General features: G+C 62.6%; 21 protein-coding genes and 1 pseudogene. 8 read left to right on the forward strand and 14 right to left on the reverse strand.

The genetic code is table 11. The features are described 5' to 3' along the window. Window positions 1-16: 16 nt before the first annotated feature. Both G5S42_RS26015 and G5S42_RS26020 read right to left on the reverse strand, forming a co-directional pair. The gene (locus G5S42_RS26015; RefSeq protein WP_176109364.1) at window positions 17-1,570 is read right to left on the reverse strand and encodes a hypothetical protein; all 1,554 of its coding nucleotides are present in this window, start codon (window positions 1,568-1,570) and stop codon (window positions 17-19) included. A 104-nt stretch (window positions 1,571-1,674) separates the two neighbouring features. Beyond that, window positions 1,675-3,240 carry a methyl-accepting chemotaxis protein gene (locus tag G5S42_RS26020; protein ID WP_176109365.1) on the reverse strand — a complete coding sequence of 522 codons (1,566 nt, stop codon included), beginning with the start codon at window positions 3,238-3,240 and terminating at the stop codon, window positions 1,675-1,677. 249 nt (window positions 3,241-3,489) lie between these two features. Here G5S42_RS26020 and G5S42_RS26025 point away from each other — a divergent pair, with 249 nt between their 5' ends. Continuing rightward, window positions 3,490-4,590 (forward strand): MraY family glycosyltransferase, encoded by a 1,101-nt coding sequence (locus G5S42_RS26025; protein ID WP_176109366.1) that lies wholly within the window; start codon window positions 3,490-3,492, stop codon window positions 4,588-4,590. Between the two features lie 213 nt (window positions 4,591-4,803). On the opposite strand, the gene G5S42_RS44470 is transcribed toward G5S42_RS26025, so the two are convergent. From G5S42_RS44470 to G5S42_RS45255, 8 genes and pseudogenes are all read right to left on the reverse strand, one after another. Further along, a complete protein-coding gene (locus G5S42_RS44470) occupies window positions 4,804-5,061 on the reverse strand; it encodes a hypothetical protein (RefSeq protein ID WP_246392080.1) in 258 nt (85 codons plus the stop codon). Next, a pseudogene (locus G5S42_RS26030) lies at window positions 5,042-5,523 on the reverse strand (DUF2778 domain-containing protein). The gene G5S42_RS44470 and the pseudogene G5S42_RS26030 overlap by 20 nt, the downstream one beginning before the upstream one ends. A gap of 359 nt (window positions 5,524-5,882) precedes the next feature. Next, complete coding sequence (locus G5S42_RS26035) at window positions 5,883-6,149, reverse strand: hypothetical protein (RefSeq protein ID WP_176109367.1); 267 nt, start codon at window positions 6,147-6,149, stop codon at window positions 5,883-5,885. Beyond that, window positions 6,130-6,648 (reverse strand): DUF2778 domain-containing protein, encoded by a 519-nt coding sequence (locus G5S42_RS26040; protein ID WP_176109368.1) that lies wholly within the window; start codon window positions 6,646-6,648, stop codon window positions 6,130-6,132. Before G5S42_RS26040 ends, G5S42_RS26035 begins: the two co-directional genes overlap by 20 nt. 471 nt (window positions 6,649-7,119) lie before the next feature. Then, entirely contained in the window at window positions 7,120-9,000 is a 1,881-nt protein-coding gene (locus G5S42_RS26045) for a polysaccharide biosynthesis protein (RefSeq protein ID WP_176109369.1), read from the reverse strand. A gap of 11 nt (window positions 9,001-9,011) precedes the next feature. Continuing rightward, window positions 9,012-10,034, reverse strand: a complete 1,023-nt coding sequence (locus tag G5S42_RS26050; RefSeq protein ID WP_176109370.1) for an MraY family glycosyltransferase — start codon at window positions 10,032-10,034, stop codon at window positions 9,012-9,014. Between the two features lie 52 nt (window positions 10,035-10,086). Continuing rightward, the gene (locus tag G5S42_RS26055) at window positions 10,087-11,046 is read right to left on the reverse strand and encodes an NAD-dependent epimerase/dehydratase family protein (protein WP_176109371.1); all 960 of its coding nucleotides are present in this window, start codon (window positions 11,044-11,046) and stop codon (window positions 10,087-10,089) included. Beyond that, on the reverse strand, window positions 11,043-11,174 hold the full coding sequence (locus G5S42_RS45255) for a hypothetical protein (protein WP_255215120.1): 132 nt from the start codon (window positions 11,172-11,174) through the stop codon (window positions 11,043-11,045). The genes G5S42_RS26055 and G5S42_RS45255 overlap by 4 nt, the downstream gene beginning before the upstream one ends. Before the next feature lie 507 nt (window positions 11,175-11,681). On the opposite strand from G5S42_RS45255, the gene G5S42_RS26060 reads away from it, so the two are divergent. The 4 genes from G5S42_RS26060 to G5S42_RS26075 are packed head-to-tail and all read left to right on the forward strand — an operon-like array spanning window position 11,682 to window position 19,186. Then, window positions 11,682-12,653 (forward strand): glycosyltransferase, encoded by a 972-nt coding sequence (locus G5S42_RS26060; RefSeq protein ID WP_176109372.1) that lies wholly within the window; start codon window positions 11,682-11,684, stop codon window positions 12,651-12,653. After that, the gene (locus tag G5S42_RS26065) at window positions 12,650-14,845 is read left to right on the forward strand and encodes a glycosyltransferase family 2 protein (protein WP_176109373.1); all 2,196 of its coding nucleotides are present in this window, start codon (window positions 12,650-12,652) and stop codon (window positions 14,843-14,845) included. Before G5S42_RS26060 ends, G5S42_RS26065 begins: the two co-directional genes overlap by 4 nt. Beyond that, complete coding sequence (locus tag G5S42_RS26070; RefSeq protein ID WP_176109374.1) at window positions 14,838-18,074, forward strand: glycosyltransferase family 4 protein; 3,237 nt, start codon at window positions 14,838-14,840, stop codon at window positions 18,072-18,074. Before G5S42_RS26065 ends, G5S42_RS26070 begins: the two co-directional genes overlap by 8 nt. Further along, the gene (locus G5S42_RS26075; RefSeq protein WP_176109375.1) at window positions 18,071-19,186 is read left to right on the forward strand and encodes a glycosyltransferase; all 1,116 of its coding nucleotides are present in this window, start codon (window positions 18,071-18,073) and stop codon (window positions 19,184-19,186) included. Before G5S42_RS26070 ends, G5S42_RS26075 begins: the two co-directional genes overlap by 4 nt. A 59-nt stretch (window positions 19,187-19,245) precedes the next feature. On the opposite strand, the gene G5S42_RS26080 is transcribed toward G5S42_RS26075, so the two are convergent. The 4 genes from G5S42_RS26080 to G5S42_RS26095 are packed head-to-tail and all read right to left on the reverse strand — an operon-like array spanning window position 19,246 to window position 22,793. Further along, the gene (locus G5S42_RS26080) at window positions 19,246-20,151 is read right to left on the reverse strand and encodes a hypothetical protein (RefSeq protein WP_176109376.1); all 906 of its coding nucleotides are present in this window, start codon (window positions 20,149-20,151) and stop codon (window positions 19,246-19,248) included. Beyond that, a complete protein-coding gene (locus G5S42_RS26085; RefSeq protein WP_176109377.1) occupies window positions 20,148-20,738 on the reverse strand; it encodes a histidine phosphatase family protein in 591 nt (196 codons plus the stop codon). Before G5S42_RS26085 ends, G5S42_RS26080 begins: the two co-directional genes overlap by 4 nt. 5 nt (window positions 20,739-20,743) lie before the next feature. Continuing rightward, window positions 20,744-21,754 (reverse strand): glycosyltransferase, encoded by a 1,011-nt coding sequence (locus G5S42_RS26090; protein ID WP_246392081.1) that lies wholly within the window; start codon window positions 21,752-21,754, stop codon window positions 20,744-20,746. A gap of 49 nt (window positions 21,755-21,803) precedes the next feature. Then, a complete protein-coding gene (locus G5S42_RS26095) occupies window positions 21,804-22,793 on the reverse strand; it encodes a glycosyltransferase family protein (protein ID WP_176109379.1) in 990 nt (329 codons plus the stop codon). 491 nt (window positions 22,794-23,284) lie between these two features. Between G5S42_RS26095 and G5S42_RS26100 the strand changes: the two genes are divergently transcribed. The 3 genes from G5S42_RS26100 to G5S42_RS26110 all read left to right on the forward strand — a co-directional run bounded on the left by G5S42_RS26100 (window position 23,285) and on the right by G5S42_RS26110 (window position 26,598). Further along, on the forward strand, window positions 23,285-24,241 hold the full coding sequence (locus G5S42_RS26100; RefSeq protein ID WP_176109380.1) for a class I SAM-dependent methyltransferase: 957 nt from the start codon (window positions 23,285-23,287) through the stop codon (window positions 24,239-24,241). Between the two features lie 42 nt (window positions 24,242-24,283). Continuing rightward, a complete protein-coding gene (locus G5S42_RS26105; protein ID WP_176109381.1) occupies window positions 24,284-25,357 on the forward strand; it encodes a zinc-dependent alcohol dehydrogenase in 1,074 nt (357 codons plus the stop codon). Between the two features lie 77 nt (window positions 25,358-25,434). Continuing rightward, a complete protein-coding gene (locus tag G5S42_RS26110; protein ID WP_176109382.1) occupies window positions 25,435-26,598 on the forward strand; it encodes a class I SAM-dependent methyltransferase in 1,164 nt (387 codons plus the stop codon). The last annotated feature ends 10 nt before the right edge of the window (window positions 26,599-26,608 follow it).

The following is a 26,608-nucleotide window of genomic DNA, read 5'->3' on the forward strand; positions in this document are numbered from 1 at the left end:
GCCGCCGTTTGCTCGCCTACTGCGCGGATTCGCGCGGATAAAAATACAAGCCGGCAACGTTCAACGCACCGGTCATTCCTTCCTTCGGCACCGCCGACACCAGAAAACGCCTGTGGGCGCCTCGCATTTCGTCAGGCGTGCAGTGCGCCGCTCGGCTGAACACGAGCTGCCAGTTTTGCGCGATGCAAAACGGCACACTGCCCTGACGCTTCGCGTACGCTTCGATGCCCACCAGAATTGGCCACAGCCGTTCCCAATCCGCGGATCCATCGAGGTCGAAGACCGCGATGCCGCTCCCCACATCGAGATTGCGGATAGTCGAGTAAGCAGCCGGAATTCGCGGATCGTCGTACTGGGAAACGTTTTCAGGCGGCTGATGAATCCGGATCGCCGTGAAAGCCGCCACGATCACACAAACGATCACGGCAACGGGCACGGTCGCCGCTGCCACATTGTCGACGAAGCGCTTGACCAGCAGCGTCAGCGCCAGAGCAGGAACGACGTAGTAGAAAATTCCGACATAGGTCAGCGAAAGATCGTCGACGCCGAAAGCGGCATAGAAGACGAAGGCGACTGTCGCGCTCGCCAGCGCCAGCGACAATGCACGCTCAGGCGCGACGCGGCTTTCATTGTCGCGCGCGGGATCGTTCGTCACGAGCACAGCACAAGCCGCCGCGCCCAGCAGGATGCCGAAGAGTCCGTTACTCCAGAAAACTCCGGCGAAGCGCGCGGCGTCCACTAAACGATTCGCTCGGTGGACGTGGCTAAAAGCGGCATATTCAGCGAGCGGTCCGGGAAAATGAAGGATCGTCTGGATCGCGAGAGGAATGAGGAAAAGCACCACGATCGCCAGTGCAACGGCAATCGTTCGAACATTGCCTGCGAGGAATTGCCGGCTCAAGACCCAGGTTTCATTGGAACCCGATCTGACGGAAATCCAGGTATTGGCTATCAGCGCGCACCCCAGCATGACGGCCGTCATACCCAGAAAAGAAGCATGACCGTTCAGCAAAAATCCAAGGCTTACGGCAAGGAGCATAAGCCCGTCTGCGCGTCCCATGATCAATGCGGCTACGGACACCGTGAACGCCGCAAAGGCAAAGTAGTAGAGATGCGGGAACCAGGGACCCGCGAAGGCCTGGTAGTTGATGTAAGCGGTGACACCAACGAATAGGGCCGTGGTGACGACAGCTGCCGCGGTGGCGCCCCTCGTCGCCTGCTGCATCCTGATCAAAAGCGTCCCGATTGCCGCGATCCAGAAAGCGGAAAGCAGCGCAACCGCAAGGATCTGACCGGAAAACGGCGACGCGACCGCGTGCGTCAGGTCGAAAAATACGATCTCGCCCGCGGCAAGCGCGTAAAGAAGCGCAGGACCGGGATGATTGAACCCCACGCGCGAGTAATGTCCGACGAGCAGCTTCAGATGCTTTGCGTCGTCGATCAGCAACGAGTTCGCCGCAAAGTCACCGACCTCGTGCAATTGCGCTGACGGAAAGGTCTGACCGAACACGATGATGAAAAGCCAGACACAGAGCGCCGAAATCACGAACGCTGCCAACCCTTTGAGCATCGAACACCTGTTTTCGTTTTATCCAACCAGATGGAAAACAGGATTCTAAGGTAGCTGTCGGCGCGCTATGTCATCGACAGCCACGCATTTCTTCCGGCCGGACGCTAAGCCGCCGCCCCCGACTCTTCGAGCCGGAACACGGCAATGGCATCCTTCAGAATGACCGCCTGCTCCTCCAGCGACTTCGCCGCGGCCGCCGCCTGCTCGACGAGCGCCGCGTTGTGCTGGGTGACCTCGTCGATCTGCGACACCGCCTTGTTGACCTGCTCGATGCCGTCGCTCTGTTCGAGTGCCGACGCCTCGATCTCGCTCATCACGCCGGTCACACGCTCGACGGCCTTCATCGCTTCCTGAATCGTCTTCTGCGCATCCGACACCAGCGACGCACCTTCCTCGACCTTCGCCGCCGACTCGCCGATCAGCTCCTTGATCTCCTTGGCCGCCGCGCCGGAGCGCTGCGCGAGGCTGCGCACTTCCGAGGCGACCACCGCGAAGCCGCGGCCCTGCTCACCCGCGCGAGCCGCTTCGACGGCCGCGTTCAGCGCGAGGATGTTGGTCTGGAACGCGATCCCCTCGATCATGCCGATGATCTCGGTGACCTTGCGCGACGAATCGCTGATGCCGTCCATCGTCTCCGTCACGCGCGACACCACCTTGCCGCCGCGCGTGACCGTGTCGAGCGCGCCGTGCGCGAGGCGGTTCGCCTGCTTCGCGTTGTCGGCGTTCTGCTTCACGGTCGCCGACAGCTGCTCCATACTCGCCGCGGTCTCCTGCAGCGCGGCCGCCTGCTGCTCGGTGCGCGCCGACAGATCGGCATTGCCCGACGCGATCTCGTTCGCCCCCTGCGTGATCGCGCTCGTGCTGCCGCGCACCTTGCCGACCGTTTCGACGAGGCCGTCGCGCATCCGCGTCAGCGCGCCGAGCAGCTGACCCATCTCGTTGCGCGATTTCACCTTGATCGCGACGCTCAGGTCACCGGCCGCGATGCGCTCGAAGTGCTTGACCGTCGCGTTGACCGGCTTGATCAGCGCCGACGACAACGCGACGCGCGCGCCCACGGCAATCACGAGCGCGATCACCGCGATCGCGCCGAACAGCACTGTCGCGAGCTGGAAGCGGCGCGCGCCGGTCGCGGCCTGCTGATGCTGATTGTCCATCTGCGCTTTTTCGAGCGCGTCGATCGCCTTCGAGTAAGACGCGTACAGGCTGTTCGCGGTATCCCCCTGGATGGTACGGAAGGTGTTGAAGTCGAAGTCGGTCAGTGCCTTGAATTCCGGTTCGAGCGCCTTGTCGACGAGCGCCGCGCGCGCTTCGCCGACGCTGTGCGCGAGCTTGCGCTCGGCGTCGCTCGCGAACGGGCCGGCCATGTAGTTGTGGAAATCGTCGTTCGATTCGACCAGCACCTTGTGCGCGGCCGGCAGCAGATCGTCGGTCTGCTTGCCGATACTGAACAACGTCTGATAGGTGCCCAGCGCGAGTTGCACCTGCAGAAGCTTCTCGGAACTCGCCTTCAGATGCGACAGCGCGGCCTCGCTGCGCTGCGTGTCGTCGAGGCTGTCGTTGGCGAGCTTCAGCGCGCCGTATCCGACAGCGATGACGGTCAGCAGGAAGGCGACGAATACGCTGATCACGAGCGTCAGTCCGCCGCGAATTGTGATGTTGTTTAGCATGGGGTCTCCGGAACGCCTTTGTTGCGCGCGACTGACACTTCGTCGCATCCAGGTTTACGGTTGCGGCGCGCATGCGGCGTATAGGGGGAATCCATGAGGAGCGAGTGCTGACGGGCCTCTGCGGGCCGCTTCGATCTCGCTATCTGGGATATTCCTGCTGCCCCGCCTGAAAGCTTTGCGTCCCTGCCGCACGCCGGCCGCCGTGCGTTTCGTTTGTATAATTCCGCGTCTTCGCTCAGGCCCATTTTCATGCTTAGTTTTGCGCTCGGCTTTCTCGTCTCTCTGCTGATCACGCTGTTGATCGTGCGCTATGCGCATCTGCATGAAAAATTTTCGACCGATACCGATCTGGCCGGCGTGCAGAAATTCCATGTGCGTCCGGTGCCGCGCATCGGCGGGACCGGGATTCTGCTCGGGCTGCTCGCCGCCGCGGTGCAATTGCATCGTGCGTATCCGGCCGTGTCGGGCAGCATTCTCGGGCTGATCGCGTGCGGCATGCCGGCGTTCGGCTCGGGGCTCGTCGAGGATCTGACCAAGCGCGTGTCGCCGCTCGTACGCCTCGTCTGCACGATGGCGGCCGCCGCCCTCGCCTGGTTCTTTCTCGACATCGCGGTCACGCGCATCAGCGTGCCGCCGCTCGACTTTCTGCTGTCATATGCGGCGATCTCGTTCGTGGTCACGGTGCTCGCGGTCGCGGCGCTCGCCAACGCGATCAATATCATCGACGGCTTCAACGGCCTCGCGTCGATGGTCGCGTTCATGATGTTCGCGTCGCTCGCGTACGTGGCGTTCCAGGTGCACGACCCGGTCGTGCTGTCGGCGTCATTCATGATGATGGGCGCGGTGCTCGGCTTCTTCATCTGGAACTTCCCGGCCGGGCTGATTTTTCTCGGCGACGGCGGCGCGTACTTCATCGGCTTCATGCTCGCCGAGCTGTCGATCCTGCTCGTGATGCGCAATCGTGATGTATCCGCGTGGTATCCGGTGCTGCTCTTCATGTACCCGATCTTCGAGACCTGCTTCTCGATCTACCGCAAGAAGTTCATTCGCGGCATGTCGCCGGGCATTCCGGATGGTGTGCATCTGCATATGCTGGTCTACAAGCGGCTGATGCGCTGGGCGGTCGGCGCGCGCACCGCGCGCGAGCTGACGCGCCGCAACTCGCTGACGTCGCCGTACCTGTGGCTGCTGTGCCTGATCGCGGTCGTGCCGGCGACGCTGTTCTGGCGGCACACGCTGCATCTGTTCTGCTTCGTTGTCGTATTTGCGGCGACTTACGTGTGGCTTTACGTGAGCATCGTGCGGTTCAAGTCGCCGAGGTGGATGGTGGTGAGGAAGGAGAAGCGGTAGGTGGAAACGACAAAGGCGCCCGAGGGCGCCTTTTTTTGGTCGAAATAGCCTTAGCCGCCTCGAAAGTGGCTCATATGTAGCATGGGTATCGGCCGAAAATTCGAATTCCGCTTACTCGGCTCGAAATGTAGTAATAGAACCCTCTCGTCACCGAGATCCCTCGAAATTCATTAATGCACGGGAAAAATAAAACCCCGTCGCCGACGCTTTCGTCTACTTCGTGCGATACCACCGCCATAGCTTCATGATCGCCACATACGCCAGCACCGCTACGATCAGTTCGATAGTCACCCACGTCACGAAAATTAGATCTCCGGGGTCCCGGATGCCAAGCCAATCCGAAGCACGCCACCAGACGGCTAGATGGCTCTCCGTCATTGGATAGGGATACGGGCGAACATAGCGAACCGAAAGAACGAACAGACACAGAAACAGCACGACCTTGAACACCCTACGGGCAAGTATTGCCATACGTGATGACCTCGATTGTTCCGTACGCGCGAAGCCCCGGACGGCCGGAGAGAATCGTACTGGTGTTCAACAGCGAGTTGCGGATGACCAGAAAATCACCGCGGCTCGGCAGGGTGATGCAGCCGAGTGAAGCACCTTCACCGCCTGCCGGATGCAACCGGAAATGCCCGCGCTTGACACCATTGACCCATGTAAAGTCATCAATGCTGCCGTCATCCCGATACAGGGCGAACCATTCATTGTGATTCGTTGGGCTACCCCATGCGGCATTCCACGTACCCTTCGCCAAGGCAAGATCCAATACTTACCGGCGGGAATCGGCCCCTTGTTCGGAACCGCCGTGCAGCCGCCCCGATTGCGCTATTGATCGTTGCCTGAATACGCGTTGAACGTGCCAAGGCCATTGATCGTGAGCGGCGACAGCCGCGCGTTGTTCACGAGAAATTTGCCGAAGTAAGCCATGTTTCACGCCTCCTGATTACGCTGCCTGTAAGTCATTGCGTCCTGCATAGGTGCTTCCCGTTGCTGAAATCTTGACCCTAGGCGCGCGGCCCACTGGCGCGCTACAGGACGACTGCAGATTTGCCGCCTCTCTCGCCTGGGCAAAAAAAGCGCGCCTCAGGGGCGCGCAAAACAGTTGCATCATGAGAATGTCCACAGAGCCGTCACCTCAGCGGCAATGACATACCGGGTGGCGACGGTTCAATGCTAGGTGTATGTGCCGGGCGCAGGCTTCAGCCAACTCCGAAAAAACAGCAGGACTTTAAGCACCCTTTGGACAGGTGTTGCCATATGTGATGACCTCAATTGTTCGGTATGCCTTAAGCCCCCCGCTTCGGGCGATACCACCGCCATAGTTTCATGATTGCCATATAGACCAGCGTAGTCGCAGTGAGATTCATGGCTACCGTCACCCAGAAAAATAGATCATCGGGGTCACGGATGCCCAACCAGTTGGCGACGTGCAACCATGCGCGCGACTCGCTTTCGGTCCACTCCACGGGATAGGGATGGACGTACGGCAGCAAAAGACGGAACAGGCCGCAAAACAGCACGACCTTGAGCACCCTACGGGCAAGTGTTGCCATGAGTGATGACCTCAATTGTTCCGTAGGCGCGAAGCCCCGAACAACGTGCGGGAATTTGCATCGTGTGCAGCAGCGCGTGGCGGATTCTCATGAAATCGCTATGGCTCGGCAGCGTAATACAGCCAAGCGAAATCCCGCTCCCGCCTGCCGGATGCAACCGGAACTGCCCGCGCTTGACACCATTAACCCATGTCCAGTCATCAATCGCCACATCGTCCCGATACAGGGCGAACCATTCACGGTGATTCGACGGATGGCCTACGACCGAATTGAGACTGTCTATAGCCCACGCGTAAGCCTGAGAGCCGATGCCGCCCGTGGGACGGTCCACGATCCAGTACTTGCCGGCAGGGATGGGACCGTTATCGGGCACCGTTGTGCAGCCGCCCCGATTGCGGTATTGATTGTTGCCCGAATAGGCGTCGAACGTGCCGATGCCATTAATGGTGAGCGGTGCTAGGGGCTCGTTGTTCACGAGAAATTTGCCGGTGTAGGCCATATGTCACGCCTCCTGCTTGCGCTGGCTGTAGGTCATCGTGTCCTGCATGGGTTCCTCCCGTTGGTAAAATCTTTGCCATAGGCGCGCGGGCTGCTGGCGCTACAGGACGACTCCGGATTTGTCGCCTCTTTCGCCTGGACAAAAAAAGCGCGCCACTGGGCGCGCAAAACATTTGCATCACAGAAAAAAGAGCCAACCGAGCCACCACCTCAGCGGGAAAGACATACCGGGTGGCAACGGGTCCATGCTAGGTGTATGTGCTGGGCGGAGCTATCAGAGAACTCCGAAAAGCCGGGGTGTGCGCGATGGTCGTCAACTCTCCTGGGCAAAAATAAAAAAAAGCCCCAGCATGTCTGCAGGGGCTTCTAACGATAAACATCCGACGGCCAATTTCAACGGGGCGAATGACCTGCCTTCGCGAGTACTGATTCAATGCTCCGACTACTCCAATGACTCGCGGCAGCGAACCGCCTACGACACCCGCGTCGCCGGCGCCACACTACGCAGCGTCGTCGCCGTCGCCGGCAGATACTCCGGCACCCAGCGCCGCAGATCGCGCCGCACTTCATCGTCGGCCGGCACGCGATGCTGCATCAGCCACGGCAGCAGGTTGTCGATCAGGCTGTCCGGCACCTCGCGCGCCTGCGCGATGCGCAGCTTCGGGTGCGGCGTGCGCGTGGTGGTTTCGTCATCGGCGAGCAGTTCCTCGTAAAGCTTCTCGCCCGGGCGCAAACCCGTGAACACGACGCGAATCTGCTCTTCGGTGAAGCCGTACAGGCGGATCAGATCGTGCGCGAGATCGGCGATACGCACCGGCTTGCCCATGTCGAGAATGAAAATCTCGCCGCCGCGCCCCATGCTCGACGCCTGCAACACGAGCTGCGACGCCTCCGGAATCGTCATGAAGAACCGCGTGATTTCCGGATGCGTGACCGTCACCGGGCCGCCGCGCGCGATCTGCTCCTGGAACTTGGGAATCACGCTGCCCGCGCTGCCGAGCACGTTGCCGAAGCGCACTGTCTCGAACTGCGTGCGCCGCGCGCCCTGCTGCTGCAGAGCCGAGCACGCCATCTCCGCGAGCCGCTTGCTCGCGCCCATCACGTTGGTCGGGTTGACGGCCTTGTCGGTCGAAATCAGCACGAAATGCGCGACGTCGTGGCGGATCGCCGCGCGCGCGACGCGGTACGTGCCGAGCACGTTGTTGCGCACCGCCTGCCACGTGTTGACCTCTTCCATCAACGGCACGTGCTTGTAGGCCGCCGCATGAAATACGATGTGCGGACAGTAGCGCGCCATCACCTGATCGAGCAGCAGCGAATCCTTCACGTCGCCGACGAGCGGCACCACCGACACTTCCGGATACTTGTCGCGCAGCTCTTCGTTCAGGCGATAGATCGAGAACTCGGAAATGTCGAACGCGACCAGTTGCACCGGACCGAAGCGCAGAATCTGCCGGCACAGCTCCGAGCCGATCGAGCCGCCCGCGCCCGTCACCATCACGACGCGGTTCTTCAGCAGCGCGGCGACGTGCTCGGTATCGATCGTCACCGGGTCGCGGCCGAGCAGGTCTTCGAGATCGATCTGCCGCACCCGCGACAGGAATGCCTGGCCTTGCGTGAGCGGCGTGAGCGCGGGCAGCGTCATCGCGCGTACGCCGGCGCGCACGCACAGCGTGGCGATGCGCCGATGCGCTTCCACCGACGCCGACGGAACCGCGATGATCACGTGCTCGACCTTCAGCTCCGTGCAGATCTTCTGCAGATCGCTGATCGCGCCAACCACGCGATAGCCATAGATTTCACGGCCCTGCTTGATGGGATCGTCGTCGAGCAGACCGACGAGGCGCCATTGGCCCGAGCGCTTCAGCTCGCGCACGAGGTTCGCGCCGGCATTGCCTGCGCCAAGCACGAGCACCGGCTTGCCCTGGCCGACCAGGCCGCCGTAGCGATAGAACTCCTTGGCCGCGCGATACAGTGCGCGTGAGCCGCCCATGGTCAGGAACAGCAGCATCGGCGACACGATCAGCACCGAGCGCGGCACGACCGGCGCGGGCTGCAACAGCGCCGAGCCGATCACGACGACGAGCGCGCCGACGCCGATCGCTTTCGCGATCCGCACGAGGTCGGGCAGGCTCGCGAACACCCACATGCCGCGATAGAGGCCGTAGCTGCGAAACATCACCGCGTAGATCAGCAGCACCCACACGAGTGCATGCAGCCCGCTCGACCAGAACGGCGCGGGCACCGGCCCGTTGAACCGGATCACATAGGCCAGCAGCCAGGCCATGGCCACCGCGCACAGGTCGAACGCAAACGCACTGAACGAAAGCCATCTGGCTTTGAAGCTTTTCATTGCGCAGAACCTCAGATTGGCCCGGAACGGGACACATGGCGCCGCCAGCGGCGATCAATACACAGCCCTGCTATGACCAGCACGGCAGCCCATGCGACGACAACCAGCCATTGATACAGAAGGGCGAATTGTAGCGCCCAGAGAGCAAGCATTATGCCCGCCGCCATGAACAAGTACCAAATCCACGCGGTCGATGCATGCCCCAAACCCGACTGCACCAGTCTTTGATAGTAGTGTTCACGATGCGCCTGCCAAAATTTTTCACCGCGCAGCAGGCGCTTGAGCAGCGTGACCGACGCATCGCCAATAAATGGCGCAAAGCACAGCGCCGGAAACCACACCGGCCAGACGCCCTCGCGCCAGCCCCAATAGCCGAGCGCGCCGGCCAGAAAGCCGAGCGGGATCGAGCCGGCGTCGCCGAGAAAGATGCGCGCTGGGTGAAAGTTGAACAGCAGAAAGCCCGCGGCCGCGCCCGCGACGATCAGGCTCGCCGTCGCGAGCGCAGGGTCCGCATGCGCCGACAGCGAGGCGGCCACCGCGTAGCCGCCGAAGCCGAACAGCGCCATGCCGCCCGCGAGGCCGTCCGAGCCGTCCATGAAGTTGTAGAGATTGACGAGCCACACGAGCAGGACCGCCATGCACGCGAGCGCCCACCACGGCACGTCGGCTGGATAGACGGCGATCAGCGCCGCCACCGCCGCCGCATGGCCGCCGAAGCGCACCCGTGCGGGCAGGCCGCGGCGATCGTCGATCTGCGAAAGCGCCGCGAGCAACGCCGCGGCAAGCGCGGGCAGCCACAGCGACGGCACCGCGAGCGCGATCAGCAACACCACGACCGGCACGATGCCCCAGCCGCCGACGCGCGGCGTCGGGCGCGTGTGCAGCGAGCGGTCGTTGGGGATGTCGGTGGCGAGCCGCCACGCGAGGCCGGTGCGCAGCAGCGTCCACAGGATCGCCGCGCAGGCGGCCAGCGCGGCGACGCCCCACGGCAGTAGAGAGACGACGGAAGAGGCAGAATGTGCGGCGAGCGGCATCGTCGATAGCGTTAGCGGATCAGGTCGGAGTCGAGGCGGGTTCGGTACGTGGTCAATGCGTCGAGCGATACCACGCGACGGTTTCGAGCAGCCCATGCTCGACCGTATGCGGCGCAGACCAGTTAAGACATTCGCGGATATGCGAACTGTCGACGCGCAGCTCGCCGATCAGCCGGTCGATCTGCGCCGAGCGGCCGGTCAGGCGGCCCGCGACACGCAGCAGGCTGGCCGGCACCGGCACGAGCCGCGCGGGCACGTGAAGCTGGGTGGCCAACAGCCGCGCGAGCTCCGGCACGGTGAGATCGCGGCCGTCGGTCACGTGAAAGGTTTCACCGGCCGCGCGCGGATCGGTCGCGCAGTGCACGAGCGCGTCCGCGAGGTTATCGACGAACACGAGGCTGCGCAGCGCGCTGACCGCGCCGAGCGGCAACGGAATGCCCTTCGCGACCGCGTTCATCAGCTGCAGGAAGTTCGCGCGCACGCCCGGTCCATAGACCAGCGGCGGGCGCACCACGACGATTTCCAGTCCCGCCGAGCGGCCGTAGTCGAACAGCGCGCGCTCGGCTTCCAGTTTCGAGATGCCATATGCATCGGACGGCGCGGGCTGATCCGTTTCGGCGATCGGCCGGCCGCTGCTCGCCTCGCCCACCGCCTTGATGCTGCTGACGAACACGAAGCGCCGCACGCCCGCGCGCCGTGCCGCGGCCGCGACCCGCAAGCTGCCCTCGACGTTGGTCGCACGATAGGCGGCGAGCGGCTCGGTCAGCGTTTCCTGCATCACGTGCACGCGCGATGCCAGATGGATCACCGCATCGCAGGTGAGCGCGACCGGCCAGCGCTGGTCGATACCCGCGAAGTCTTCGGTATCGAGCAGCCATTCGCGCACGCCCTCGGCGGCGGTCTGCGGCCGGCGCACCGCGCCGGTCACCCGATCGCCCCGCCGCAGCAGCGCGCGCGACACCGCCTGGCCGACGAAACCGTTGGCTCCGGTGACAAGGATCTGCAGACTCATCGCAACGCTCCGTCACGCACTTCGCGGCGCTCGACTTCGCCGACGCCATGCCGCGCGACCCACGCAAACGGACGATCGCCGTCGGGACTCGACACGGCCGCAAACGGCGGGAAAGGCGGATCAGACACGATACAATCTGGCATCGGCGGTGCTTTCTCAGGAAGTCTGGCTGGGAACGTATTGTATTCGGGCGACACCCGTCGCGGCCTGCGAGTCGTCAGGGATGGCAGCGCGTCACCTGGGCGCTAGAATGTCTGCGCCGCCGCGACCACGCCGGCAGCCCCAACACGCGGCACGAGCGTCGGGCCGTGATAATAAAACGGACCTGCGCCCGCTGGCGCGTCGTTCGTACACTTCGTAACAACTCAAACATATTCGCGCATGTGGAATTCGTGGTATCGATCCGACGTGCTCGACAACAGCACACTCAGGCCTGCTCGCTGGCCGTGCGAACAGGCCCCGGCCCGCGCACCGGCAAGTCAACGCCTGAAGGCCGCGCAAGCGCGCGGCGCGCATCCACGTGAATGCCCCGAAACCTGCCGGTCTCGCCGCCGATCCCGCGCGCTACGCGCAGCGGCGTGCCACGATGTGCTGGTCTGAAGAAAAGAACTGTTTGAGCGACTAGAGTCCGATCTATGAAAGTGCTGTTCGCCACCTACCCGATGGCTTTCCACACCCCCGGCGGCGGAGAAATCCAGTTGCTTGCGTATCACAAGCATCTGCCCGCGCATGGCGTCGACGTCACGCTGTTCGATCCGTGGAAGCCGCGTTTTCTCGAACACGACGTGGTGCATTTCTTCTCGTGCGTCGGTGGCTCGGTGCACCTGTGCAACTTCGTCAAGCAACTCGGCTTGCCGCTCGTCGTGTCGTCGAGCCTGTGGGTGACCGAAGAAACCAGGCACCTCTATCCGATCGGCGAGATCCATCATCAGTTTTCTCTCGCGGACCGTGTGGTCGCGAACTCCGAGATCGAGTGCGATACGCTCGCGCGCATCTTCGATCTGCCGCGCGAAAAATTTGCGAGTGTGCTGAACGGCGTCGAACCGAGCTTTTACGAGCCAGTCGCGCCGGAGCCGTTCCGCCGTGAATACGGCATCGAAGGACGCTTCATCCTGAACGTCGGCAACATCGAGCCGCGCAAGAACCAGCTCGCGCTGATCCGCGCGATGAAATCGTTCCCCGAACTGAAGCTCGTGCTGATCGGCCATCAGCGCGATCCCGAATATGCGAAGACGTGCTTCGACGAGGGTGGCGAGCAAGTCGTCTACGCCGGCACGCTGCCTCACGATTCGCCGCTGCTGCGCTCGGCCTACGCGGCTTGCGAAGCGTTCGTGCTGCCGAGCACGCTCGAAACGCCGGGGCTCGCCGCGCTCGAAGCGCATGCGGCGGGCGCGCGCATCGCGGTGACGAAAGTTGGCTCTACCGAAGAATATTTCGCGCAGCATGTCGCCTACCTGGATCCGTTCGACGTCGACAGCATTGCCGGTTCGATCCGCGCGGCGCTCGCGCAACCGCGCGGCGCTGCCGCGGCCCCGACGCGAGATCTGACCTGGCAGGCCGTCCTGTCGCCCCTGAAAGACCTCTACGATTCCTTGCTGACGAAATGACAAAACCCGTGACGAACATCATGAAGAACTTTGAACTTCGTCCCCTGAATCACGTCGAGGCCGCCTCGGATTCCAGGTTCGCGTGGAAAGCGACGAACAGCGATCCACAGTTCGAGCTGACGGGATGGGAGGAGCTGTCGGGTCGCGCCGCGTGCATTTCGTTCGAGCTTGCGAAAGAAGACATGCCGGCCTCGCCGTGCATGATCTACTTCGATGCGGGCGCGGGCATGTCGGAGCACGCGACTATCGGCCTCGTGGTCGACGCTAACGGCAAGGTGGATCAGGTGGTCGCGTTTCCGCCGCTGGTCGGTCCGCTGCGCCTCGATCCGATCGCGCGCTCGGGACTGTTTTCCATCAACGGCTTCAAGGTCGAACTGGTGGCCGACGCCGACTGCCCGACGGAGCTGCTCGAACGCGCACGCCGAATGGCGTCGTGGGGCGGCGGCGCGCAGCCCGCGCCGGCACCCACCGTCGGTCACACGTATCAGGAATGGATCGAACGGCACGAGCCGCCCGCCTCGCATTACCCGGTACTGCGCGCGCGCTCGAAAACCTGGGCGCTGCAGCCGCTCATCAGCATCGTGATGCCGACCTACAACACGCCGGCCAAATGGCTGCGCATGGCGATCGATTCGGTCGTCAATCAGGTTTACGAAAACTGGGAATTCTGTATCGCCGACGACTGCTCGACGAACCCCGAGGTCAAGCAGGTGCTCGACAGCTACGCGGCGAAAGATCCGCGCATCAAGATCGCGTATCGCACGACCAACGGCCACATCAGCAACTCGAGCAACACGGCGCTCGAACTCGCCGTCGGCGACTTCGTCGGCCTGCTCGATCACGACGACGAATTGCATCCGCTCGCGCTCTATTGCGTCGCCGAACTGATCAACGCGCATCCGGACGCGACGGTGATCTACAGCGACGAAGACAAGATCTCGATCGACGGCGTCCGCTCGGACCCGTACTTCAAATGCGACTTCAACTACGATCTGTTCCTGAGCCAGAACATGATCTCGCATTTCGGCGTGTACAAGACTTCGGTGATGAAGGAGGTCGGCGGCTTCAGAGCCGGCTTCGAAGGCTCGCAGGACTATGACCTCGCGCTGCGCGTGATCGACCGCGCGGGCCATCACACGGTGTATCACGTGCCGCGCGCGCTGTACCACTGGCGCATGATTCCCGAAAGCACGGCGGCCGGCCACGAAGCCAAGCCGTATGCGCACATCGCTGCGATGCGCGCGCTCGACGAACATCTCGCGCGCAACGGCATCCACGCGCACACCGAGCACGCGCCGGGCACGGACGCGTTCAACAAGGTCGTGTACGACCTGCCCGAGGTGCTGCCGTCGGTGGAGATCATCATTCCGACGCGCGATTCCGCCGGACTCGTCGAGCAATGCGTGGAATCGGTGCGGCAGAAGTCGAGCTATCCGAACTTCCGCATCACGATCATCGACAACGGCTCGGTCAAGCAGGAAACGCACGACCTGTTCGCCCGCCTGCAACAGGACGAGCGCATCAAGGTCGTACGCGACGATTCGCCGTTCAACTACTCGGCGCTGAACAACCGCGTCGCGCTCGCGAGCACCGCGGACTTCGTGTGTCTGATGAACAACGACATCGAAGTGATCAACGCCGACTGGCTCGAGGAAATGGTGTCGGTCGCGTTGCAGGCGAATGTCGGCGCGGTCGGCGCGAAGCTGCTGTATCCGGACGACACGATCCAGCATGGTGGCGTGGTGCTCGGCGTCGGCGGGATCGCGAGCCATGCGCACAAGCATTTCCCCAATACGCACCCCGGCTACTTCGCGCGCGCGCGCCTGCGCAACGTGATGTGCGCGGTGACCGCCGCGTGCCTGCTGATCCGCCAATCGATCTACAAGGAAGTCGGCGGCCTCGACGAACAGTTACACGTCGCCTACAACGACATCGATTTTTGCTTGCGCGTGCGGCAAACGGGCTACCGCAATGTGTGGACGCCCTACGCGGAGCTTTATCATCACGAATCGGCAACCCGCGGCGCCGAAGACACACCGGAAAAAATCAGCCGCTTCAACCAGGAATCCGAGTTGGTCAGACAGCGCTGGGGACATCTGTTGATGAACGACCCCTGCTATTCACCGAATCTGACACTGACTGCCGACGATTTTTCTTTTGCCTGGCCTTCAAGGATTGCCAATCTTGATTAATCTGGGACCCCAAAAAAATAAGACCGGATGGCTGGCGGAGTACCGCCATCCATCGCCGGGGGAACTGTTCTGCCTGCCGAGCGCGATCTACTTTCTGATGAAGTTCAGAGCCGATCTCGCGCGCTTCAATTCCAAAGTGCTCGATGACCGCGTCACGCTGTACTTCTGGTGGGAAATGTCGGCGCGCGAGACGTATCCGGACTTCGACTGGGTACTGCGACAGGAAGACCTCGAATATCTGCGCCGGCTCGATAACGACACGCTGATCGAGCGGCATCCGGACGCCGTCACGTACTGGCTCGGTTCGACCAAACCGAGCGTGCTCGATGCGAAGCATCTGAGCGAAACGCTGCACGAACCCGTCACCGTGCTCGAAGAAGCCGGCCTGCAATTGCCGAAGCTGATGACGACGATCGTGCGCAATCGCGGCGATCTGTCCCAGGCGTTCAACCTGAACACGCTGACCGGCTATCTGAACGTCCTCGACTGGTGGGAGCAGTACGGGCAGGTCACCTGTCCACGCGTGACGTGGCATCCGCCGATCGCGTGGCCGGGGCTGCTGGAACCGATCGACGCACCCGACTCCAGCGCGATGCCGTTTCCGCGCTTCCTCGCGCTCATCACGACCGAGCGGCCCGATCTGCGCAGCGCCTTCAATCTGAACAGCTTCACGTCGCGGCTCAACGCGCTCAGCTGGTGGGAAGACCACGGCCAGCGCGAGTATCCGCGCATCAAGTGGTCGCAGCCGCCGATCGGCGGCTTCATGCTCGAGCCCGAAGCGCCTCCCGCGGACGGCGGCCCTTACGTGCCGCGCTTCCTGTGCGAGATCTACAAGGACCGGCCGGACCTGCAGGCGACCTTCACGCTGCAGTCCTTCCGCGGGCGGCTCAGCTGCCTGTCATGGTGGATCGAACACGGCCAGCATCAGTACCACGCGATCAAATGGGTGCCGCCCACGCCCTCCGCCGCGATGTTCGAGCCGGAATTCGGCTCGCACGCCGACTGGCTGCCGGTGCCGCGCTTCCTGCGACTTCTGCACAGCGAGCGCCGGGACCTGCAGGAGCTCTGCTCGCTCGACAGCTTCACCGGGCGCCTGAAGTGCCTGTCGTGGTGGATCGAGCACGGGCAGCAACAGTATCCGGCGATTAACTGGGGCGTCCCGCCGTTGCCCGACAGCCTGTTCAAAATGGAAGCCGGCGAGCAAGGCGCGCTGCCGCTGCTGCCGCGCTTTCTGCCGCTGATCTGGAACGAGCGGCCCGACCTGCAGGCGTCGTTCAACCTGAGCAGCTTCCGCGAGCGGCTCGCCTTCATTGCGTGGTGGGAAAAGCACGGGCACAGCGAGTACAACGCGATCGAATGGTCGCCGACAGATCTCGCCGAAGCACGCGAGGGCGAATGGGTGCAGCCCGCCACGCCCGCGCTGATGTTCGAGCCCGAATGGGGCACGCACGCCGACTGGCTGCCGGTGCCGCGCTTTTTGCGGCTCTTGCATGACGAGCGCCAGGATCTGCAGGAACTCTGCTCGCTCGACACCTTCACCGGGCGTCTGAAGTGCCTGTCGTGGTGGATCGAACATGGGCAGCAACAGTATCCGGCGCTTCACTGGGTGATCCCGCCGTTGCCCGACACCCTGTTCGCCGGGGAAGCCGGCGAGCAAGGCGCGCTGCCGCTGCTGCCGCGCTTTCTGCTGCTGATCTGGAACGAGCGCCCCGACCTGCAGGCGTCGTTCAACCTGAACAGCTTCAGCGAGCGGCTCGGCTTCATCGCGTGGTGGGACCAGCACGGCCACGACGAGTACTACGCGATCAAATGGACGCCGGCTCATCTCGCCGAAGAGCTCGCGAGAATCGACGACGAGCAGCCGGCCGACAACACGTCGCTGCCGCGCTTCCTGACGATGATCGCGAACGACCGCCCGGATCTGCGCGCCGTGTACGACCTGAACACCACGGAAGGCCGCGACCAGCTCGTGCGCTGGTGGAACGAGTGGGCGCCGAGCGAATATCCGCTGGTCGGCTCGCTGAAGGTGCGCTGGGCCGACAGCGCCGACGACGAAGCCGATGACGACGCGCCCGAGCCCGCCCGTTATCACGCGCGCGTCGAAGGCGTCGGCTATGAATTCGGCGTCAACATCATCGGCTTCCCGCAGGGCGTGCTCGGCCTCGGCGAAGACGCGCGCATGGCCGCGCGCGTGCTGCAACTGTCGTCGACGCCGGTCACGCTGCTCAATGCGCCGATGGCGGGACCCGCGCGTCTCGAACACTCGGTCGATCATCTGATCAGCGATGAGCTCAAGTACAACATCAGCCTGATCTGCCTGCCGGCGCCCGAAATGGTGCGGCTCGCGCTGGAAGGCGGCCGCAAGCTGATCGACGCGCCCACGCACAAGATCGGCGCATGGCCGTGGGAACTGCCCCACTGGCCGAACGCGTTCGGCAACGTGCATCAGATGGTCGACGAAATCTGGGCGCAGAGCCGCTTCGTGCAGAGCGTCTACAGCCGGCTCGGCAACACGCCGGTCTACCAGATGCCGATGGCGGTCGAAGTGCCCGCGCCGCTCGAGCCGAAGCGCGAACGCTTTGGCCTGCCGACCAACGAGTTCCTGTTCTACCTGATGTTCGACGGCAACTCGTGGCTGAGCCGCAAGAACCCGCTCGCCGGCGTGCAGGCGTTCAAGCAGGCGTTCGGCAACAGCTCACCGGGCGTCGGGCTCGTCATCAAGGCGATGAACGTGCGCGACGACGACCCGGTGTGGCGCGCCGTGCTCGACCTGGCCGCGGGCGATAGCCGCATCCACATCGTGTCCGAGCGTCTGAGCCGCCAGGACTCGACCGACTTCATGGCCTGCTGCGACGCGTACATTTCGCTGCACCGGAGCGAAGGTTTCGGCCGCGTGATTGCCGAGGCGATGGCGTTGGGGCAGCCGGTCGTAGTCACGAACTTCTCGGGCAATGTCGACTTCTGCGAACCCGACACCGCATTTCTCGTAGACGGCGAACTCGTGCCGCTGCGTCCTGGCGACTACCTGTTCGCCGAAGGTCAGTATTGGTGCGATCCGGATGTATCGATCGCGGCGGAACAGCTCAAACGCATGATCGACGATGCGCCACTCCGTGAGCGCATCGCACTGTCGGGGAAGGCGCGCATCGAGCGCGATTACTCAGTTGAGGCAGTCGCACGCGCGTATGCGCGGCGGTTGAACGACATTGCGGAGGCGAAGACGACATGACGCTGAGGGTATGTGCTCCGGACATTTTCTCAGGCGATGCGGTGGGTAACCACTGCATCGGTTTCGTACGCATGGCTGAGCGTCTCGGCATGAGGGCCGAGCTGTATGCGAGCGGTTTCGAGGAGGGAACAAATGGAGTGCGCCCGCTCGACGCATTGTTCGAAGAGGTCACTCGCGACGATGTGGTCCTGCTGAGTTACTCGATCTACGATCCGTACCTCGAACGGATACTCGCCCTCGACTGCAGGAAGATCTGCTACGTCCACGGCGTGACGGACCCGCAGTTGCTGCGCGCGCTGGAACCGCGCACCGCGCAGTTGTGCGAGAAGGCACTCGTGCAATTGCCGCTGCTCGCGCGCGCCGACACCGTCGTCGCGAATTCGCGCAGCACGGCGGCGAGCCTCGCCGGCATCGTCGCGGCGCACGCCATCAAGGTCGTGCCGCCGATCTTTCCCGATATGTACGTGTTCCGGCGCGAACGGCCGCGCAAGGGCCGCAAGCGCCCTGAGCCCAACCTGCTGATGGTGGGCCGCGTGGTGCCGCATAAACGCATCGAGGACGGCATCGAGATTCTGTCGCTGCTGAAGCAGCGTGGTTTCGGCGCGACGCTGAGCATCGTCGGCAGCACGCCGAACTACGATTACCTGAAATTTCTGATCAATCACGCGCGGCGTCTCGGCGTGCTCGAGCAGGTCGACTTCAAGGGCATGCTCGACGACGCCGATCTGTTCGAGTGCTACGAATCCGCCCACGCGCTGCTTGCGATGAGCCGCCACGAAGGCTTCTGTGTGCCGGTGCTCGAAGCGATGCATTACGGCAAGCCCGTATTCGTGCGCGGCGGTACGGCCGCTCAGGAGATTTGCCCGCCCGACTGCGTGTTCGACGCCAATGCCGAACTCGCCGCCTGGATACCGGTGATCACGCAGCGCCTCGGCCAGACCAACGGCCGCAGTCCGATCGACACGGCCTTCGTCAAGCACGCCGACGGCGTCCTGCAACGTGCCAGCGACGAGGTATGGCGCAACGTTTTCATCAGCGCCGGTGTCGGCATCGCGGCCGCGTCAACGCATGCGCGCGCGGGTACGGCGACCGTTTCCGCTGAGAAGAGATAGAGAGTCAGCGCCGCCGCTGACCAACGCATATCGGCGCGATCGAACCCGATCGCGCCGCGTCACTGGTTCACAGGTGGCTTGCCGGCCCTGTCGAAGTCGATCGGTTGCCCCGTATGCGGGTGCGGCGTGAACGAGAAATGCGCGCGCACGTACTTCTGCGCTAGCGTGCACAGCAAATCCATCAACGCAATCTGTTCGGGCGGAAAGACCGGCGCGCGATCCGCCGCGTCGATCGGCTTTTGCATGTAGCGCACGATGTCTTTTTCGAAGTCGCTGACGCAATAGTCCAGCACCTGATCGCCTTCGATCGGATAGGCCGCCACCTTCAACTCGGGATGCAGCGACAGATAGGTGCTGAACAGACGCTCGGCAACGAATGGAAGGAACGGGGCGTCGTCCGAGTGGATCGTGGGCTCCAGCACACCGCGCGCGGCTTCGGTGCCGCTCTGCGTTTCGAGGAACGTGGCAATCGGCTCGAGCACCTTGCCGACGTAGTTTTCCCAGAACGACTGCGAACCGACCCAGAAATTGCAGTAGCACAGCGTGTGCGGCGACTGACGGGGCGCCTCGCGCAGATTCCACGCAATGCCGCAGGCGTCGAGCAGTTGCTGGCCGCGTTCGACGAGTCCCGGATGCGCGTGCTCGCCCTGCATCCACGCGGAGTACGAGAAATACGCAAGCTGCGGAAACGGATTGATCATCCAGACGTCGGCGTCGGTATTGGCCTTCACGAACTCCAGAAACCGGCTGCCGTCGATGCGCGCCTTCAGTGCGAACTTCGGCGAAAACAGGCCGGTGATCTGCTGCTGCCGATGCATGCCCTTGCGGTACATGTCGACGAGGATATAGAACTCGCGCCACGCTGCGTGCGCGTTGTCGCGCATCTCGAGCGGATGAAAAGCCGGTTCGGACAGGACCTGCCCCGGCGCGTAAAGCGGCTCGAAGATCTTGATCGATGCACTCATGACAGCCCTGCAATCTGCAGATAAAAGTTTCCGGTATGCACGTTGCGCCGGAACAGCGTGAGCGATGCGTTCGGTACCAGCACGTTGGGAAATCGGGACAACGGCACGTTCAGCAGGTATTGCGAGATCACCGAGATCGGTCCCGCGTGGCACACCGCGGCGATCAGGCCGGGCTGCTCCGCATACCGCAGCACCTCCTCCTCGAGCCAGTTCACCGAACGCGTAGCCAGTTCGAGATGCGACTCGCCGCCCTCGTATCGGTCCGACAGATGTTTGCCCCAGTCGGGAAACGCCAGACGAAAATCCTCGGCCTTCCAGGTCGCGAAGCGCCCTGCGTTGGTTTCGCCGAGACGGGCGTCGACGGTCCAGTCGCTGCTGTCCTTGAACAGCACTTCAGTGGTCTGCAACGCACGCCGCCACGGGCTCGAAAAAACCCGGTCGGGCACGAAGCCGTGGCTTTCCATCAGCGTGCGCAGCTTCGCGGCCTGCTGCAGGCCATGTTCGGTCAACTCGTCCTGTTCGGTCGAGTTCAACAGGCCGGCCACGTTCGCATGCGACTGGCCGTGGCGAATCAGAAGAAGATCCATAGGTGTTAGCTGCTTTGGGACTTGGGGCCGGGCAAGGCCTTCAGGAACATCGACGAAATGCGTCGCACGCTGAAACGGTCGAATACGTCGGCGTAGGCGTTGCGGCGGATCGACTGGCGAAGCTGCGCGTCGCCAAGCATGTCCTCCAGCGCTCGTGCCCAGCTCTCGGCCGTGTTCGACGCAATGTATCCGGTCTCACGATGCTTGACGTTCTCGCGGTAGGTCGGGCAATCGGAATAGATGCTCGGGATGCCGAGGCTGCCGTAGTCCGCGTATTTGATCGGCGACTTGCACGAGTTGAAAAACAGCGTCTCCGGATCCTCTTCGGCGCCGAGCGGCACGATCGCGAACGTGTAGCCTTCGTCGCGAATGGCCTTCTTGTATTCGAGGTTGCCGCGGCTGCCGCGATGGGTCATACGAGGAATCGTATTGAGCTCCGGAAACGGATCGCCCCAGAAGTCGATCGTCACGTTTTCGTGACGCGCGAGAAAACTGCGCAAGGTGCCGAAAAACTCCTTGCGAAAGCTCACGAGCTTGATGCCGTCGAGATTGGAGAAGATGATCTTGGGCGGCTGCGCTTCGGTCCACAGTTCCGGCGACAGGTCGAACGCCTGATCGTCGAACCCGTTCGGGATGATCAGCACGTCGTCGGAGCGCCGCACTTTGCGCATGCGCTCCTGCAACAGCGCGTTCGACGCCGTGGCCGCGCTCGCTTCGCGAATCATCGCGAGCACGTTGTAGAGCACGTCCTCGTTCATTTCCAGCACGCTCCACGACGGCAGATCGAGCAGCCAGTCGTCGAGATCGTAAATCGTATGAAGACCGAGTTCGTTCGCCATCCGCATGATCTTCAGCGACAGGTTCGACACGTGCTTGTTGAACAGCACGACGTCGAAGCGATGCAGATGGCTGACGCCAACGTCCGCTTCCGAGATCTGCTCCCACTCGATCAGTTGATGGCGCTGCATATACGAAAGCAAAGGTGCGAAGCGTGCGCCGATGGTGCGTGAATTCATTCGCCCATCGGTCATGGAGCGCCGCTGTACGACCAGCAGTCGGGGAATTTTAGTAATTTGTGAGGCCGGCATCGATCAGGTGTCTGATTAGGTCTGCTGCTACCGTGCTCGACGAGTGCCGTGCATAGACGCGTTGGTAGTTACGTTCAATCTTTTCGTCCCTGGCCGGGTCGGTCAGGGCACCCTGAAGGGCGGGAACGATGTCCGGCGCGCGGGTGGACGCCGCATACCAGACATTGTCGTCGAAGTGCTCGCGCTGCCAATCCCCATCAACCATGACGAGCGGCTTCTTCACGAACGCGCCTTCGAGACACGAGCGGCCGGGTGGATCGAAGCTCGGCTCCGCCACCACCAGCGCGCTCGCGATCGCGGAGCGCAACAGCGCGCTGCACGGCTGGATGAACGGCAGGAAATGAATGCCGCGATGCGCTTCGCGAACGCACTGCCGGTAGTACTCCTCGTCCCTGAAACCGCCGACCATCAAGCCGTTGATCTCGAGCTCGTTCAGCGCGCGGATCAGTTCGAGCTGATTCTTGATCGGCTCGATCAGGCCGAGGCACAGCACGTAGTCTGAGACGTCGCAGACCGTCGGGAGCAAGTCCTTGTCGGCGGGCAGCAGGAACCGGTCGGATATGCCGGAGCCCACCACCACGGATTTGCCTGGATCGACCGTGATGTATGTGTTGAAGTGCGCGAGCTCGGTGGCGGACTTGAACAGCAGCCGCTCTGCACGCTGCACGAACGCCTCGATGCGGCTGATTTCCGCCGGGTCGGGCGCGTTCAACCACCAGACGTTCGGCCACAGGAACAGCTTCTTGCCTTGATTCACCGTTTCGCGAACGATCGCTTCGCCGTCCGCATGGACGGAGAAATGCATCACCGCGTCGTAAAAGCGTAGGGGGCGGCTGCGAATGCCGTAAATGTCGGCCTGTACGTCCGAATCGTTCAGAAGTTCGGCGACCTGCACGAGTTCCGACTCACCACCACCGCTCGTCATGAACGCGGTACTGTGAGTAGTCAGGAGAATTTTGAAATGCATATTGCGGGGCTCCGTCCCGAATCGTCCCGTTTGTTGGGCGCTGCTGCCGTCCGCCGGACGGTGCGGAATTCACGCGCTCGCGCCACTTGCGAACGAGGCGCGGACCGTTATCGGCAGGGGCTTGATTTTACGCCAAATCGGAGCGCAAACGACCGCCCCGGCGACGCAGCGAGCCCCTTGTGCCAGGCATTTGTAACATTACATCGCTGACCGAAAACGGCGGCCACTCCGATCTCATTCCCGCTCAATTGCAGCCTGAGCGCGCTATCCGACGGGCTTGCACACCTGTCGAGTACTCCGACGAATAATTTGTAAGTAACCGTAAATGCTGGTTTATGTCGGAACATTGGGAAGTATTGGGCGTGCAGAATACTGGCGGTACGATAGACTGGGCCAGCCTGAAATGCCTGGCCGCAAGCCAATCCGCATACCGTTATCGATGTGCACTTCTGTCACGGCTTTTCGCAAATTCCTTCAAGTGGAGAAACAAGATGTCGGCATCGCCTGAACTTCTCGATTCACTTGCCGCGCAGCATCCCGAGATTGCTGAACTGATCGCTGAACGGAACAAGTATCGCGACGCGCTTCAGGTCAACATTCCGCACTTTTCGAATCTCGGCGACGTGCCTCCGGGCCACTACTATTCGCCGATCCCGTCGATTCCCGACATCAAGCAGGACGAAGCAAGGCTGTTCGGCAACGTCTCGCGCACGCTGCCCGGCATCGAGTTCAACGAAGACGCGCAGGTGCGGCTCGTCGAGGCATTTGCCGACAAGTACTACGGCCAGATGCCGTTCGAGCCGCACAAGAAAGACGGCTTGCGCTTCTACTTCGAGAACGTGATGTTCTCGTATGGCGACGCGACGTCGCTGTACTGCATGATTCGCCACCTGCGACCGCGCCGCATCGTCGAGATCGGCTCGGGATTCTCGTCCGCCGTTTCGCTCGATACCAACGACCTGTTCTTCGACGGGCAGATCCAGTGCACGTTCGTCGAACCGAACAACGAACGCTTGCTGTCGTTGCTGACCGAGAAGGACAAGGTCACCTCGAAGATCGTCAAGTCGCTCGCGCAGGACGTCGACCTGTCGGTATTCGCGGAACTCGAAGCGAACGACATCCTGTTCGTCGACTCGTCGCACGTGAGCAAGATCGGCAGCGATGTGAACCGCATCGTCTTCGAGATACTGCCGATCCTCGCGCCCGGCGTGCACGTGCACTTCCACGATGTGTTCCTGCCGCTCGAATACCCGCCGCAGTGGATCTACGAAGGCCGCGCGTGGAACGAAGCCTATCTGCTGCGCGCCTTCCTCCAGTACAACAGCGCGTTCGAAGTTGTCCTGATGAATACCTTCATGGGACACTTCCACGCGGATCTGATGAACGCACGGATGCCGCTCTTCATGCGCAATCCCGGCGCGAGCTTCTGGATTCGAAAGACTCGTTAGGCGCTGCAGCGCAAACGTTTCGCATTTTGCGGAGATTCATAGATGACTTCGACGAAGGCGCTCGAGCATCGCGCCGCAGGCGCGTCCATGCGAGCCGGCTTGCAAGACGGCGTGCGCGCAATGAAGATCGGCCGCATCCCGGTACCTGATCTGCTACCTGGCACCGTGATCGTCAAGGTGGCGAGCGTCGGCATCTGCGGCAGCGATCTGCACGCCTACCGGAACGTCGACGTGCATCAAAGCTTCCCGAACGGCCACGAACTGAGCGGCACCGTGGTCGAGATCGGCGACGGTGTGACGAACGTGCGCGTCGGCCAGCGCGTGACGACCGACATGGTGTTGGGCACCGCGTGCGGCAAATGCGAGTACTGCAAACTCGGCACGCCGATTCACTGCCGCGCCCGCGAGTTTCCATTCGGCGGCGGCTTTGCCGAGTACGTGCGCACCAAAGAAGCGGGCGTGTTCCCGCTGCCCGATGCCGTCGACGATCAGCTCGGCGCCATCGTCGAGCCGGTGGCGGTTGGCATCCACGGGTGCCGCAAGATGCCGATTGCGCGCGGCTCGGTCGGCGTGGTGATCGGCGCGGGCACGATAGGCCTCGCGGCACTCGCCGCGGCGCTGGACGCCGGCAGCGAAAAAGTCTACGTGGTCGCGAGACACGCGGCTCAGGCGCGCGCGGCGCTGGCAATGGGCGCCGCCGCGATCTTGCCGTCCGATCGCGCCGAAGCGCTCGCCGTGGTCGAGCAGGCAACCGGCGGATTGGGTGCGCACTATGCGATCGAAGCGGTCGGCGGAACGGCCGACACCTTCGACTTCGCCTGTCAGTTCGTGCGCCCGCTCGGCCACGTGTGCGTGCTCGGCGCCTTCGATCACGGCTTCAGGAACATCGAGATCATCAAGCCGCACATCAAGGAACTGACGATTCATCTGCCGAACTGCTACGGCTATGTCGACGGTCAGCACGACTTCGCGCTCGCGATCGATCTGCTGGCGCGCAAGGGCGATACGTTGCGAGCCATGATCACGCACGACCTGAGCCTCGACGACGTCGACGAGGCCTTCCGTCTGGCCAGCGACAAGAGTTCGGACTCGATCAAGGTGCAGATGCATACCTGATGGCGTAAGCGGTCTCGCGCAATGCGGTGAACATCGGCCATCACTGGAAGCTGTGCCGTCCAATACGAGGAGGCAACATGGCGAAGGAAGACAATGCTCCAAGCATCGACGAAATTCGAGATAAGCGGCGCTGCCGTTTGCTGAAAGGACTGAACGTCAACGACAGCGTCGGCGTGGAAATCGGCCCGCTTTGCTGGCCTCTCGTACGACGCAGCGACGGCGGCGAAATCATTTACGTGGACCATACGGACACGCCGCACCTGCGGGAGAAGTACAAGGACGATCCTCATCTCAACGTCAATGAGATCGTCGATGTCGACGCCGTGTGGGGGCGCAATACATTGCATGAAGCGATCAAAGGCCGCTATGTCGACTACGTGGTGGCCTCTCACGTTGTCGAACATGTTCCTGATCTCGTGACGTGGCTAAGAGAACTGGCCACGGTCCTCAAGCGGACCGGCGAAGTTCGGCTCGCCGTGCCCGACCGGCGCTACACTTTCGATTACTTCCGCCGCGAAAGCCGGCTGCCCGAAGTGCTGGCAAGCTATATATCCCGTGCCCGGATACCGCAGCCCTACTCGCTGCTGGATCACTGCCTGTCCGCCGCCGATATCTCGACGTTGGAAGCATGGCAAAAACAGATCGACCCGCGTTCGGTCAAGCGGCTCCATACATGGCAGGGCGCGCTGCATATCGCACGCGACGCCTTCGAGAACGGCACCTATCACGACGTTCACTGCTGGGTTTTCACGCCGCGCTCGTTTGCAAAGCTGATCGCCGAGCTTTGCGAAATGGAGCTGATCGATTTCGCTTGTGAAGATTTCAACGACACGCTGCACAACGATATCGAGTTTTCTGTCGTGATGAGGCGCTCGCGCGATCGCGGATATATTGCCGACAGCTGGCGCCGAATGGAGCGCATGGCTAACGACGCAACACCGGCCGTGCCGTTCTGGCGCACGCACCGCAAACTGAAGGAACTATGCGCCGAACCCGGCGCCGGCAAGAGCACGCCGCGCGTGAGCGGACAGCCCAGCGAACTGGACCCGGACGTAGCGGTCGAATTGCCCCCGAGCTTCAATGAACAGGAATATCTCGCCGTCAATACGGACGTGGCGGCGGCGGGAGTGAACGCGGGTCAGCATTACCTGCAACATGGGTGGCGGGAAGGGCGGGCCTTGCGCCCGGCCCCCGCGGCGACCCAGGCTGCGCCAGTTGCGGTCGCCGTTGAAACGAGGTAACGATCGAGAG

This window comes from Paraburkholderia youngii (genome assembly GCF_013366925.1).
GTDB lineage: Bacteria > Pseudomonadota > Gammaproteobacteria > Burkholderiales > Burkholderiaceae > Paraburkholderia > Paraburkholderia youngii.